Origin of the sequence: Rhodococcus sp. NPDC056743, assembly GCF_042790355.1 — a bacterium.
GTDB lineage: Bacteria > Actinomycetota > Actinomycetes > Mycobacteriales > Mycobacteriaceae > Rhodococcus_F.
The window spans coordinates 77,177-89,813 of the sequence record NZ_JBHTZI010000001.1; the positions used below are offsets into that span (position 1 = coordinate 77,177).

12 protein-coding genes are annotated in these 12,637 nt (G+C 62.1%); 6 read left to right on the forward strand and 6 right to left on the reverse strand.

Features of this window, described 5'->3' with window-relative positions:
• Nucleotides 1–37 precede the first annotated feature (37 nt).
• Entirely contained in the window at nt 38–775 is a 738-nt protein-coding gene (locus tag ACFRFQ_RS00400; RefSeq protein WP_378651657.1) for a sulfite exporter TauE/SafE family protein, read from the forward strand.
• Nucleotides 776–778: 3 nt separating this feature from the next.
• Here the strand turns inward: ACFRFQ_RS00400 and ACFRFQ_RS00405 are convergent, their stop codons facing one another.
• The 4 genes from ACFRFQ_RS00405 to ACFRFQ_RS00420 form a co-directional block, all read right to left on the reverse strand.
• On the reverse strand, nt 779–2,251 hold the full coding sequence (locus ACFRFQ_RS00405; protein ID WP_378651660.1) for a peptide MFS transporter: 1,473 nt from the start codon (nt 2,249–2,251) through the stop codon (nt 779–781).
• A 56-nt stretch (nt 2,252–2,307) separates the two neighbouring features.
• Nucleotides 2,308–2,685, reverse strand: a complete 378-nt coding sequence (locus ACFRFQ_RS00410; protein ID WP_378651662.1) for a DUF3054 domain-containing protein — start codon at nt 2,683–2,685, stop codon at nt 2,308–2,310.
• 76 nt (nt 2,686–2,761) lie between these two features.
• Complete coding sequence (locus ACFRFQ_RS00415) at nt 2,762–3,316, reverse strand: YceI family protein (RefSeq protein ID WP_378651665.1); 555 nt, start codon at nt 3,314–3,316, stop codon at nt 2,762–2,764.
• A gap of 28 nt (nt 3,317–3,344) precedes the next feature.
• On the reverse strand, nt 3,345–5,120 hold the full coding sequence (locus ACFRFQ_RS00420; RefSeq protein WP_378651668.1) for a 2-isopropylmalate synthase: 1,776 nt from the start codon (nt 5,118–5,120) through the stop codon (nt 3,345–3,347).
• A gap of 164 nt (nt 5,121–5,284) precedes the next feature.
• Here ACFRFQ_RS00420 and ACFRFQ_RS00425 point away from each other — a divergent pair, with 164 nt between their 5' ends.
• Nucleotides 5,285–5,965 carry a FadR/GntR family transcriptional regulator gene (locus ACFRFQ_RS00425; RefSeq protein WP_378651670.1) on the forward strand — a complete coding sequence of 227 codons (681 nt, stop codon included), beginning with the start codon at nt 5,285–5,287 and terminating at the stop codon, nt 5,963–5,965.
• On the opposite strand, the gene ACFRFQ_RS00430 is transcribed toward ACFRFQ_RS00425, so the two are convergent.
• Complete coding sequence (locus tag ACFRFQ_RS00430; RefSeq protein WP_378651673.1) at nt 5,962–7,068, reverse strand: YbhN family protein; 1,107 nt, start codon at nt 7,066–7,068, stop codon at nt 5,962–5,964. The two genes, ACFRFQ_RS00425 and ACFRFQ_RS00430, sit on opposite strands and share 4 nt — an antisense overlap.
• Before the next feature lie 9 nt (nt 7,069–7,077).
• Nucleotides 7,078–8,556 carry an adenylate/guanylate cyclase domain-containing protein gene (locus ACFRFQ_RS00435; protein WP_138873406.1) on the reverse strand — a complete coding sequence of 493 codons (1,479 nt, stop codon included), beginning with the start codon at nt 8,554–8,556 and terminating at the stop codon, nt 7,078–7,080.
• Between the two features lie 211 nt (nt 8,557–8,767).
• On the opposite strand from ACFRFQ_RS00435, the gene ACFRFQ_RS00440 reads away from it, so the two are divergent.
• Genes ACFRFQ_RS00440 through ACFRFQ_RS00455 form a run of 4 tightly spaced genes read left to right on the forward strand, consistent with a single transcriptional unit; the run spans nt 8,768 to nt 12,580 of the window.
• Nucleotides 8,768–9,958, forward strand: a complete 1,191-nt coding sequence (locus ACFRFQ_RS00440) for an AI-2E family transporter (protein ID WP_378651676.1) — start codon at nt 8,768–8,770, stop codon at nt 9,956–9,958.
• Nucleotides 9,951–11,156: a MacS family sensor histidine kinase gene (gene macS, locus ACFRFQ_RS00445; protein ID WP_378651679.1), complete on the forward strand. Its 1,206-nt coding sequence runs from the start codon at nt 9,951–9,953 to the stop codon at nt 11,154–11,156. The genes ACFRFQ_RS00440 and macS overlap by 8 nt, the downstream gene beginning before the upstream one ends.
• A gap of 28 nt (nt 11,157–11,184) precedes the next feature.
• Entirely contained in the window at nt 11,185–11,817 is a 633-nt protein-coding gene (locus tag ACFRFQ_RS00450; protein ID WP_378653467.1) for a response regulator, read from the forward strand.
• Between the two features lie 43 nt (nt 11,818–11,860).
• Complete coding sequence (locus ACFRFQ_RS00455; RefSeq protein WP_138870227.1) at nt 11,861–12,580, forward strand: DUF1707 domain-containing protein; 720 nt, start codon at nt 11,861–11,863, stop codon at nt 12,578–12,580.
• Nucleotides 12,581–12,637 lie beyond the last annotated feature (57 nt).

Here is a 12,637-nt window from a genome sequence, read left to right on the forward strand (position 1 = left end):
CGTGGGCGAGAATCTGCGCCCGGTAGGTTCATGAGCTGTGAACCTGCTCGATTTTCTCTTTCTCGTCGTAGCGGGATTCTTCAGCGGTCTAGTCGGCTTTGTCACCGGACTGGCGTCCATCGTGTCGTACCCGGCGTTGCTCAGTGTCGGATTGTCGCCCGTCAGCGCCAATATGACCAACACCGTGGCACTGGTGGCCGTCGGCGTCGGTGCGTTGGCGAACTCGTCGCGCGAAGTTGCCGATACCGGACCCAAACTTGTTCGCTGGTCTCTGTATTCGGCCGCCGGCGGCATTATCGGTGCGTTGATTTTGTGGCTCGCGCCGGAGGGATCCTTCGAATCGGTTGTACCGGCGATGGTTGCGTTCGCGGCACTGGCGCTGCTGCTTCAACCGAAGATTCGTGAACTGTCCGGCGGTGGTGACCGTCCGGGAATCTACTCGGCCGCACTGTTTGCCGTGGCCGTGTACGGCGGGTATTTCGGTGCAGGTGCCGGCGTCATCTTTCTTGCCGCAACCCTCATCCTCACCTCCGAAACGGTGTGGCGGGCCACGATTCTGAAGAGCTTTTTCCTCGGCATCGCGAATCTGGTGGCGGCCCTCATCTTCGCTTTTTCCGGTCAAGTTCACTGGGTGGCCGCGCTGGCGATGGCTATCGGCGCCTTGGCCGGAGGCTGGTGCGGGCCACCCGTCGTCAAGAAGATCCCGCCATCGGTACTGCGGGTGGCAGTAGCGATAGCGGGATTCACATTGGCGCTGTGGCTGTGGGTCAAATAGTGCTTACTGCACGCCCTGCATCAGCTTCTTGATCCACGGCGACGCAGCAGCGAGCACCACTCCGATTCCGATCGACGAGAATCCGATGATCAGGAAGAACGGCTTGCTGTCGTCGATGTCGAAATGACCGGCGAGGGTTCCGGCCATCGAGGATCCCAGCGCGACGGACAGGAAGAACAACGCGACCATCTGCGTGTGGAAACGCTCCGGCGCAAGTTTGGTTGCGAGCGACAGGCCGACGGGGGAGAGGAACAGTTCCGCAAACGTGAAGAGCAGAAGGACTCCGGCCAACCCGAGGAGCGGTGCACTGTTAGGACCTCCGCCGGTGATGGGAATGAAGGCAAGGAAGGCCAAGCCCATGATCCCGGTGCCGATGGCGAACTTGATCGGCGACGACGGCTGGCGTGGTCCGAGTTTGGTCCACATCGCCGCGAAGACACCTGCGAAGACGATGATGAACACCGGGTTGATGGACTGAACCCAGCTCGGCGGGAAGTCCCAGCCGAAGAGGTTGCGGTCCAGAAGCTTGTCCGAGATCAACGGAACTGTCGTGAACTGCTGCTGGAACAGTGACCAGAAGGCAGCGCTGGCGATGAACATGGGGATGAACGCAAACACGCGACTGCGTTCGACCTTCGTGATCTGCTTGCTGGTCAACATCAGCAGGAAATATCCGAGCGACGCGATGATGGTCAGTCCGACAACAACGTCGGACATGTTGTCCGCGGTAATGAGTCCGGTGATCGACGCGATGGCGACCACGACGATCGCAGCGACACCGATACCGATGTAGAGAGTGCGCTTGTCCGCGGGAAGCGGGTTGCCCGGGGCGGCGCCGATGCCGTGAAGGTGCTTGCGACCCAACGTGTACTGGATCAGGCCGAGCGCCATGCCCACGGCCGCGAGAGCGAAACCGGCATGGAATCCCCAGGCATCCTGTACTGCGCCGGTCAGTAACGGGCCGACCAAACCGCCGATGTTGATGCCCATGTAGAAGATCGAGAAACCGGCGTCGCGGCGCTCGTCTGTGGCCGAATACAGATCGCCGACCAGTGAGGTGGCGTTTGCCTTGAGGCCGCCACTGCCGAAGGCCACCATGACAAGACCGATGCCGACGCCCCACAGACCGGGGAACACCGCCAACGCGATGTGGCCGGCCATGACCAGCGAAGCGCTGTAGAAGAGCGTCCGCTCCGAGCCGAGAAGGCGGTCGGCCACCCACGCACCGAGGATCGTGGACAGGTACACCGTGCCGCCGTACGCACCGACAATGCTCGTCGCGGCAGCCTGGCTGATACCGAGACCACCGTCGGCGACGGTGTAGTACAGGTAGTAGATCAGGATGCCTTGCATCCCGTAGAAGGAGAACCTCTCCCACATTTCCACGCCGAACAGATTGGCCAATGCAAACGGCTGGCCGAAGAAGCCCCTGTCTTCCTTCTCGGTCCGTTCGGCAGGCTCCGTAGTGTTGCTCATCCGAGAAGTGTCCTACTTCTGGCTACGATTCGGGTAGTCCTGGACCAGCGATTCGGTTACGACTTCGCGCGAATTTTTGCGACGAGCGGGACGAGCGCACGCCAACCGAGGAGGAAAACTCCGAGGACAAGCGTGGCAACCAGGATGAAACTGAACTGCGTGCCCTGTCCGCTGATCACCCGCAGGATCATGCCGAAGATCACTGCAGACAACCACACGACGATGCCGGTGGGAACCACCAGAAGTGCGTTGAATTTGTCGCGGTAGAGGCCGTAAGTAGCTGCCCAGCCGATCAACAGTCCGCTCAGGAACGGCCACGACGTTTTTGCCAGCCCGGCTAGCGCGTTGGCCTCTTCGTGGGTGCGGCGGCCGATCGCGCAGAACACGATGACCAGAATGGCGTCGATCAGCAGGAATGGTGCGTACTTCTTCACCTGGACACCATACGACTGTGCGCCTTTATCAACCACGTGAGCCCGACGTTAATAAAGGCGCACAGGGGGCTGTTCCTTAGGCCTGCAGACCAGCTTCGATCTCGAGGGTGATGGTGATCTTGTCGCCGACAACTGCTCCGCCGCCTTCGAGGGGCATCTCGATGGAGATGTCGAAGTCCTTGCGGTTGATGACGGTGGTGGCTTCGAAGCCTGCAACGGGGCCGTTGCCCATGCCCGGGTTGACGCCGTTGAACTCGAGGTTCAGTTCGACCTCGCGGGTGACACCGTGGAGGGTGAAGTCGCCTGCGAGCACGAAGTCGCTGCCCTTGGCGCGCACTGCGGTGGACTTGAAGGTGGCCGTCGGGTACTTCTCGACGTCGAAGAAGTCAGCGGACTTGATGTGGCCGTCGCGCTGCTCGTTCTTGGTGTTGATGGAGGCGACCGAAATTTCGGCCTCGACGGACGGGGTGCCGTCCTCGGCGACGGTGATCTTGCCGGAGAACTCGTCGAACGTGCCGCGAACCTTGGACACCATGAGGTGGCGAACCGAGAAACCGACGGTCGAGTGGACCGTGTCGATGACCCAGGTTCCAGCGGTCAATGTGGGCAACGTGGTGGTAGCGGCGGTCATCGAAACTCCTTGATAAGTAGTTGAATGTTCAATTGCTTGTAGGTTCAACTATGGACCTCGGGGAATCCTTCCGCAAGCATGTGTGACTCGCATCACATGGACGGGACGCTGCTGCATAGACGGAGTGAAGCGCCGACGCTGTGACGGACTTGTGAACCGCTACGCCCCACTGCTGGACTCCGTCGACCAGGGCTTCCGTGATGGTGACGGCAGAAGTTGCACTACCCGGAGAATCCGAGTTGCCGGGAAGTGAATGTTGGGTGAGGGACAGTACGTCGACTGCCGTGCCGTTCTCGGTCAGGATCCTGGCCAGCGCCTCGACGGGTCCGGACGCACTGGCCTGGGCAGTAATGTCCCGGCCGTCTCGATCCAAGACGACAAACAGGTGATCGCCACCGGAGCTGTGCTCCACCGAGTATCGGCGCATTCCTCCGTTGTACCCGTACTCACGCAGCAGGAGGTTCCACAGCTGGTCGGCGATTATCTCGAGCCCGGACCCATCGGTTTCACGTTGAACCCGCGCAGCAAAATCGATTTGCAGGCGACGGGGGAGTTCGACGCCGTATTCCGATGCCAACAGGTAGGCGATACCGCCCTTGCCGGACTGGCTGTTTACCCGGATCACGGCCTGGTAGTCGCGACCGACGTCAGCGGGATCGATCGGCAGGTACGGCACTTCCCACGGTGCCTGCGACGGATCGACGCCGAGGATTTCGGCTCGCTCGTAATGATGTGCAAAGCCCTTCTTGATCGCGTCCTGGTGGGTTCCCGAGAACGCGGTGTAGACCAGGTCGCCGCCGTACGGGTGACGCTCGTGTACCGGGATTCTGTTGCAGTACTCCACTGTTCGACGTATGTCGTCGATGTCGGTGAAGTCGATTGCCGGATCGACGCCCTGGGCATGGAGATTGAGTCCGAGTGTCACCAGATCGACATTGCCGGTGCGTTCACCGTTGCCGAACAGGCAGCCTTCGACGCGCTGCGCGCCGGCGAGCACTGCCAGTTCGGCACAGGCCACTCCGGTGCCACGATCGTTGTGTGGATGCACGGACAGGATTACGGAATCGCGTCGAGCGAGATTGTGATGCATGTATTCGATCTGGTCTGCGTAGATGTTGGGAGTGGCGATTTCCACTGTGGCAGGCAGATTGTGGATGACCGGACGATCGGGGCTGGCGTCCCAGAGGTCAGTGAGGCTGTTGCAGACCTGCAGGATGTAGTCCGGTTCCGTCAGGTTGAAGACCTCGGGTGAGAACTCGAATCGCCACCCGTCCTGGCCGCCGCCGCCGCGCGCAACATCCTCGGCGGCACGAAAGATCATGCCGTGCAGTTCGTCTCGCTCCTTCCCGAGAACTACATCGCGCCAGGTCGGTGCAGTTGCGGTGTACATGTGTACCACCGCATTCGGCAGTCCTGCGATGGATTGGTAGGTTCGCTCGATCAAATCCGTTCGTGCAGCAGTGAATACGACGATGGTGACGTCGTCGGGAACCAGGTCGAGGCGTACCAGGTCGCGGACGAAATCGAAGTCGGTCTGGCTCGCGGAGGGGTAGCCGACCTCGATTTCCTTGTAGCCGATCGCCACCATCATCTCGAACATCCGTCGCTTGCGATCGGGGTCCATCGGTTCCGCGAGGGCTTGGTTGCCGTCGCGCAGATCGACCGGTACCCACAGGGGCGCCGTGGTGGTGCGGTTCGACGGCCAGGTCCGCTCGAAAATCGGGACGTCGACGCGATCCCACGCGGCGCGATAGCGCTCGGACGGCATGGGGGATGGTTTCTGCTTGTTCCAGGTGGTGCTCATCGGGGTTCTCCTGCGGGTCTTGGTGAGAGACCGGCCATGGCAGAACCCCGCGGAGGGGTGCCGGTCTGTTCAGGCCCCGCCGCGGCAGTCGAGAAGGAGTCCTCGGTAAGCCATGCGGGCTACACTAGAACGAAATCACTTATCAGACAACCTGAGGAGTTCCAGTGTCGCCGATGGTCGAGCGCAAACTACTCACCGATCAAGCTGCTGAGCTCCTCCGTGCGCGCATTGTCGGAGGCGAATGGACGATCGGTGACAAACTTCCAGGTGAAACCACTCTGGCGGCCCAATTGGGCATCGGTCGTTCCACCATCCGCGAAGCAGTTCGCACGCTCGCGGGGCTCGGAATGTTGGAATCGCGTCAGGGCGCCGGAGTGTTCCTGCGGAGTGCGACGCCGCCGGATCAGTGGCCGCGGGTGCTCGAAGCCGAAGCCATCCTGCATGTCGTCGAGGTCCGGAACGCGGTCGAGATCGAGGCAGCGCGTCTCGCTGCGCAGCGCCGCGATGCCGTTGACGTCGCGGCGCTGCGGCAAGCACTGGACGGGAGAACCGCCGCTGCGCACTCCGGCGATGCGGCGTTCGTCGACGCCGACATCGCGGTCCACCGAGCGGTCGTGATTGCTGCGCACAACCCGGTGCTCTCGGAACTTTTCGAGACCTTCGTTCCTCGGCTACGAGCAGCGTTGATCGAGTTGATCGCCGTTCTGGATTTGCATCCCCCCAGTCAGCCGGACGCGGACGAGCATCGAATGTTGGTGGACGCCATCGAAGCCGGCGACGCGGAGGCAGCGGTACGGATCAGCCGAGCACACCTCGACGACATGGCGGCAGCGTTGCGACGCTAGGTCCCCGGTTGCTCGCCGCGCTCGAAGTCGATGGTCATGTCGGCGTCATCGCGATGTGTTGCCCGGAACGAGATCAGGAAGACGATCCATCCGACCAGCGCCACCAAGACAAAACTCACCATGCGATAGACCAACAGTGACGCGAGTGCTTGCGCGCCGGTGGCTCCGGCGATGGTGAGCGCTGTGATCAGCGCTGCGTCCACGTATCCCAAACCGCCAGGCACCAGAGGAATGCTCCCGACAGCCTTGGCTGCGGTGAACGCGATCAGCAAACCGGCAAACGAAGGGTGAGCGCCCACCGCCCAGCAAGCGAAGCCGAGACACGCGACGTCGGCAACACGATGGATCGCCGACCATCCGAAAGCGATGACCGTATCGGTGCGTCCGAGTTCCACCGAATCGAGTTGAGCAAGAATCTCGGACCAGCGCGACAGTCCACGATCTGGATGATTGTCGCGAAAATTGTTGTACCGGGTAAGAACCCAGTGTCCGATCCGTTCGAGACTGCCGGGGTTCTGGGCGATATACCGCAAACCGAGGAAAAGGATCGCCACACAGATTATCGAGATAGTCAGTGTGACTGGACTGACCTTGGTGCCGAAAGCCAGAGCGCCGGTAGCGCCGAGAAGTGCCAGTGTCGCTGCTGCGATCACACCGCACATCGCCAGTTGCCACGACGCGACTACCGGCGTAGCACCCCACTTGCGGGTCTGCTTGTACGTGAAGGCGGTGGAGAACACCTGCCCCGCAGGCAATGTGAGTGCCATTGCGGTACTTGCGTAAATCACGGAGAGATTCTTCAGGTGCCCGGCCACCACACCGGCAGCATTGAGAAGCCGCCGCTGCACCGATGCGTATCCGCTCAGTGAGAGGGCTTGCGCGGCGATGCATGCCGCAACCCAGCCCCAGTGAATTTCCGTCAGAGCCTGCCAGGACTCATTGAGCTTGGGCCAGAGCAGTGTTCCCTCGACCGCCAGCAGAGTGATCAGCGCCAGTCCGAGAACATACTTCATCCACCAGAAACGTCCGCGAACCCGACCGGGCTCGGCGACGGACGGAGGGGGTCGTCTCAATCGCCACGCGGACTTTCCGGTCTGTTCCATCGATTCAGACTAACCAATCTGTTCTGGTTCGACCTCGGGATATTTCTGTGGCCAGGCCAGATGAGTGAGCCGCCTGCGCCCACGAAGTTGAACTTGCTCGCCCAGCTCCCACTCGGCCTGTTCCTCCTCGTCCGCAAAATACAGCGCACTCGTCGACGCCAGGACCCTGCTGGGACGGAACTTCGCGAGCTCGGTCAAACGCGAAGCCTCGTTCACGGGATCGCCGATCACGGTGTACTCGAAACGCTCCGCGGCACCGATATTTCCGGCGACGGCCAAACCGGCGCTCACACCGATGCCGATGTCGAGGCCGGTGATCGCGTCGAGCTTGAACCTCAACTCGCGGGCAGCCGCCAGCGCAGCCGTCGGCGCGTCGGGTCGATCGAGGGGAGCACCGAAAATTGCGAGCGCCGCATCGCCCATGAATTTGTTGACAAAGCCGTGGTGACGATCGATCACGTCGACGACGATGCGGAAGAACTCGTTGAGCAATTCGACAACCTCGCCCGGCGGGCGTTCGGCCGCAGCGCCCGTCGATCCGACCATGTCCACGAACAAGACCGCGACAAAGCGTGTTTCACCACCCAGTTCCGTACCGAACTGCAAAGCACGTCGAGCCACGTCCTCGCCGACATGTTGGCCGAACAACTGGCGCAACAGACGACGCTCGTCCGACTCCTTCATCATACGGTTGAACCCGACCTGCAGACGCCCGATCTCACTGCCGTCGAACACCTCGACACGAACGTCGGTGGCACCGCGCTGTACCCGCTCGATGGCGCGTCGAAGTTGCCGGATGGGGTCGGAGATCTGACTGGCCGTCAGCATCGACAGCGCGAACGCCTGCACGATCGCCATGATCGAGATCAACAAGATCGCCCACGCCAACGAATTGGGCGAGAACTCGAGATCAGTGGTGAGTTGGGTGGCGCACAGCAAGATGATGCCGGCGACGGGCATGAGCGTGCCAAGTCCCCACGTCATCGCCAAACGCGTGCCGACGCCCGGCGCCATGGTCCGGTCGAACTCGCCCTCACTCAGCGCGAGCGCAGCGACGGGACGCAGGATTCGCTCACCGAGCATGTACGTGAACCCGAACGTCGTGGTCGCGGCCATACAGACGGTGACAATCACCGCGATAGCCAACCCGGGCATCTCGTTGATCGTCAGGATGACAAAGATGATGCCGCCGAGGAACCAGAGAACAAGGTGGACGATGGCCTGGCGTAGCGGTGCGTGCAACGCTGCCATCTGTTCGCTGCGTGTCGGGGGACCGCCGCGTAATCGCCACCGGATGACCTTGCGGAGCATCATGGCTGCCGCCGTAAGGCTGACAACGCCGGCAAACGCGAGGTAAATGCCGAACACCGCGAAATTCCGGACATGATCGGCAACGATCGCGTCGGATTCCTCGATGGGCACGCCATACCGCACAAAGGCAAAGACCAGCACCGCGCCGATCAGATTGGCCGCGAGCATCGAAACCATATAGATGGGCCATCGACTGCGGATCGTCACCGCTATCGCTCTGTATGAAGCCCGCACAGCGTTCAATTTAGCTGGCCAGGATCGAAGTACTGGTATGCGCGTCCCATTTGTGTCTGCCCACGGTTGTCGGCTCAGGCAGTTAGGCTCCCGAAGAGAACGCAGGATAAGGGGAATGCGGAGGGGATTCGGCCATGAATGAGTTCGAGTGGGAATGAACAAACCCATCACGTCCGACGCGAAGTCAGTCCACCCCGGCGTGCGGATCGCAGCCGAGTGGTCATGGCGTCTCATCGTGATTTTCGCCGGCCTGGTGATTCTCGGATACGTCTTCCACCGACTCGATACGGTGCTCATTCCAATCGGGCTGGCGCTCCTCGCGTCGGCGCTGCTCATTCCGTTCGTCGACCGGATTCAGACGTGGGGCGTGCCGCGATCAGCTGCCGTTGTGGTGGTGTTGCTCGGCGCTCTCGGCATCATCGCCGGGATCATGACGTTTGTCGTCGAACAGTTCATCGACGGACTTCCGCAGCTCACCGACCAGTTTGCCGCCAGCGTCACCCAGATTCAGAACTGGTTGACCAGTGGCCCGTTCCACTTCAGCGAAGACCAGATCCGCCAGGCAGGCGATTCCATCGTCAAATCGGTGCAAGCCAATCGCGAACAGCTGACCAGTGGCGCACTGACCACCGCGACGGTTGTGACCGAGATCTTCACCGGTGCACTGCTGACATTTTTCACTCTGATCTTCTTCCTGTACGGCGGAGACCAGATCTGGGAGTTCGTCACGCGGATCATTCCGCGCGAATCAAGGCGCCGGATACGGATCGCCGGGGCCGCAGGTTTCGGTTCGCTGATCGGATACGTACGCGCCACGGTCGCCGTCGCCGCGGCGGACGCCATCGGAATCGGCGCGGGCCTCGCGATTCTCGGTGTCCCGTTGGCGTTGCCGCTGGCTTCGCTGGTGTTCATCGGCGCGTTCATCCCGATTGTCGGCGCTTTCCTGACCGGACTTCTTGCGGTCCTCGTGGCGCTGGTCACCAAGGGGTTCCTGACGGCCCTGATAGTGCTCGCCATCATCGTCGGTGTGATGCAGCTCGAGGCACACGTCATGCAGCCGTTGCTCCTCGGCCGCGCCGTCCGGCTTCACCCGTTGGCCGTGGTTCTCGCGATTACCGCGGGCATCGTCCTCGCCGGGATTATCGGGGGGCTCCTCGCCGTGCCGATCGTCGCGGTCCTCAACACGGCAATCCGCTCACTGCTTGCCGACGATCCCGACGCCGTCTACGCCGAACTGCACGTCGAAGATCCCGAGACGCCGCTCTATCCAGCGGAACCCGACGAACCACGAACCGAACCGCGCACCGAAAATCCGATCCCACCCGGCCGGATCACAGATGACTGAACCGGCCCGCCGGCGGCGATTGCACTACCGGCCCACCGTCCGCGAAGCTTCCGGAATAGACACAGACCCGGACGCGCCGCTGTGGCGGGCCGCGCAGGCATTTCGGCTGGTCACGCTGGTGTACGCGATCAGCTATCAGTTCGCGTCGGCATCGGATTACACCAACGCACGTCTGAGTTGGTTCTTCGTCGCTCTCATGGCGGTGTGGTCCGGTGCCTCCGCAGTCATGCTCGCCGCCGACACGGTTCCACGGAAATATGTCGTGCTGGCAGACCAGGTGATCGTCATCGCGCTCATGGCGTCGACGCGGCTCGTGTCAGACCACGAGTGGTACCAGAACCACCAGACTCTGCCGACAACGCTGTGGGCGACCAATGCCGTGATCTCGGCGGCAATACTCGGTGGGCCGTGGCTCGGCATCGCGTCCGGTGTTGTCATCTCCTCGGCCAGCGCGATCATTCGGGACCAGATCAATTTTGATCTCTGGCGTGACGCCACAGCCCCCGTCCTCGTATCGGTCGGCCTGGCACTCGGCCTCGCCACCACAACGGCACGACGCGCACATCGCCAACTCGAACAAGCCGTGCGACTCGCCGCAGCCACCGAAGAACGCGAAAGACTCGCCCGTGAAGTCCACGACGGAGTCCTCCAAGTTCTGGCGATGGTCCGAAGACGAGGCGCCGCGCTGGGCGGTGAAGCCGCAGAACTCGCAGAACTGGCCGGAGAGCAGGAAGTGGCATTGCGCATGCTCATCTCCGAACAAGGCTCGGGCGCAACCGCCGACACCGGTGGTCAGAGCGTCGACCTGTGCCCACTGCTCACCACCGGGGCGAGCACGACGGTATCCGTCTCGACACCCGCCGACCCTGTCATTCTCGACCGCGACCGCGCCATCGAACTGGCGGCCATCGTCGACAACGCCCTGTCCAACGCAGCCCTCCACGCTGGGCCAGGCGCCAGGGTGTTCGTACTGCTCGAAGATCTACCGGACGAGGTCATCGTCAGCATCCGCGACGACGGAATCGGTATCCCCGACGGCCGGTTGGCCGAAGCCGAAGCCGAAGGCCGCATGGGAGTATCGAAGTCCATTCTCGGACGCGTCGCGGTGCTCGGCGGCACCGCGAGCCTGCACACCAGCCCAGGGGAGGGCACAGAATGGGAAATCACGGTACCGAAGGAAAGCAGTGGAAGTGACTGAGCAGCAAGGTGTAACCGGGGTATCCGTCATGGTGGTCGACGATCACCCGATGTGGCGTGACGGAGTGTCCCGCGACCTCGAAGCAGCCGGATTCGTCGTCGCAGCCACCGCGGACGGCGTCGAGCGTGCCCGAAATCGCGCCGCCGCAGTGACACCGGACGTCGTTCTCATGGACATGCACCTCCCCGACGGAAATGGCGCCGACGCAACTGCCGCCGTCCTCGAAGTCTCGCCCAACAGCAAGATCCTGGTGCTGTCTGCATCGTCGGAACGCGACGACGTGCTGGACGCGATCAAAGCGGGGGCGTCCGGCTACCTGGTAAAAAGCGCTTCCGTCGACGAACTCCTCGGCGCCGTACGCGCAACCTACGACGGGCAAGCCGTCTTCACTCCTGGCCTCGCCGGATTGGTACTCGGTGAATACCGACGCATGTCCACAGCCCCCGCCGACGACCGCGCCCCCGAGGTTCCGAGACTCACCGAACGGGAGACCGAGGTGCTGCGACTGGTCGCGAAAGGGCTCAGCGCCAAGCAGATTGCGACGAGGCTCTCGCTGAGCCACCGAACCGTCGAAAACCACGTGCAGGCCACTCTGCGCAAACTTCAGTTGGCGAACCGCGTCGAGTTGACGCGTTACGCCATCGAACAGGGCCTCGACTGATGCTTATCCAGGAATGCCTCGATTAGCGCTTATCCTGGAAACCATGGAGGCCAGGAATCTACGCGTATCGGATGCAGAACGAGAGCACGTCGGCGAATTGCTGCAGAAAGCCGTCGGTCAGGGGATGCTCTCACTCGGTGAGTTCACCGAACGGATGGACACCGCGTTGGCTGCAAAGACCAGAGGCGAACTCAACGCCGTACTCGCCGATCTCCCGGGCATCACTCTGATCTCGGATTACGAACCGCCTGCGTATCCCGCGTCCGCAGGCCAGCCTGGCTATCAGTATCCGGCGCCGGGGTACCAGCCGCCGGTTCATCAGCCTCCTCAGTACCCACAACCGCAGCCCTATGCTGCTCAGAGCGCTCCGGCGTCCGGTGCCTACGGCGCAGCCAACGCCGCGATTATTCGTGGACGGATGGCGACAGTGACCCGTAACGGCGCGTGGATCGTTCCACCAGCGGTGGTGATCGACACGCGAATGTCCAGTGTCACCGTCGATTTCACGCGGGCCGTCATGCAGACACAGATCGTGCATGTCTCGATCAACGACTACGCAAGCTCGATCTCGCTGATAGTCCCCGAAGAGGCAACGGTGGACATGAACGATATCGAAGCCATTGGTGGCAGTGCTTCCAACAAGGTGCGGTCGGGGCCGCAGATGGGGCCGCTGCACATCGTGGTGCACGGCAAGGTGCGCTTCGGCAGCGTCACTGCGAAGCATCCGTTCGGGACCACCTTCCGCAAGTTCATGGGGTCCTAGACAGCGTCCGCACTAGGTCTTGGACCGCGTTTGCACTAGGTCTTGGACCGCGTTTGC

Excerpts from the sequence above, each read along its gene's own strand:
- ACFRFQ_RS00405 (WP_378651660.1), bottom strand. The coding sequence starts at position 2,251 with ATGAGCAACACTACGGAGCCTGCCGAACGGACCGAGAAGGAAGACAGG.
- ACFRFQ_RS00415 (WP_378651665.1), bottom strand. The coding sequence starts at position 3,316 with ATGACCGCCGCTACCACCACGTTGCCCACATTGACCGCTGGAACCTGG.
- ACFRFQ_RS00420 (WP_378651668.1), bottom strand. The coding sequence starts at position 5,120 with ATGAGCACCACCTGGAACAAGCAGAAACCATCCCCCATGCCGTCCGAG.
- ACFRFQ_RS00430 (WP_378651673.1), bottom strand. The coding sequence starts at position 7,068 with ATGGAACAGACCGGAAAGTCCGCGTGGCGATTGAGACGACCCCCTCCG.
- ACFRFQ_RS00435 (WP_138873406.1), bottom strand. The coding sequence starts at position 8,556 with ATGGTTTCGATGCTCGCGGCCAATCTGATCGGCGCGGTGCTGGTCTTT.
- ACFRFQ_RS00440 (WP_378651676.1), top strand. The coding sequence starts at position 8,768 with ATGAACAAACCCATCACGTCCGACGCGAAGTCAGTCCACCCCGGCGTG.
- macS (WP_378651679.1), top strand. The coding sequence starts at position 9,951 with ATGACTGAACCGGCCCGCCGGCGGCGATTGCACTACCGGCCCACCGTC.
- ACFRFQ_RS00450 (WP_378653467.1), top strand. The coding sequence starts at position 11,185 with ATGGTGGTCGACGATCACCCGATGTGGCGTGACGGAGTGTCCCGCGAC.
- ACFRFQ_RS00455 (WP_138870227.1), top strand. The coding sequence starts at position 11,861 with ATGGAGGCCAGGAATCTACGCGTATCGGATGCAGAACGAGAGCACGTC.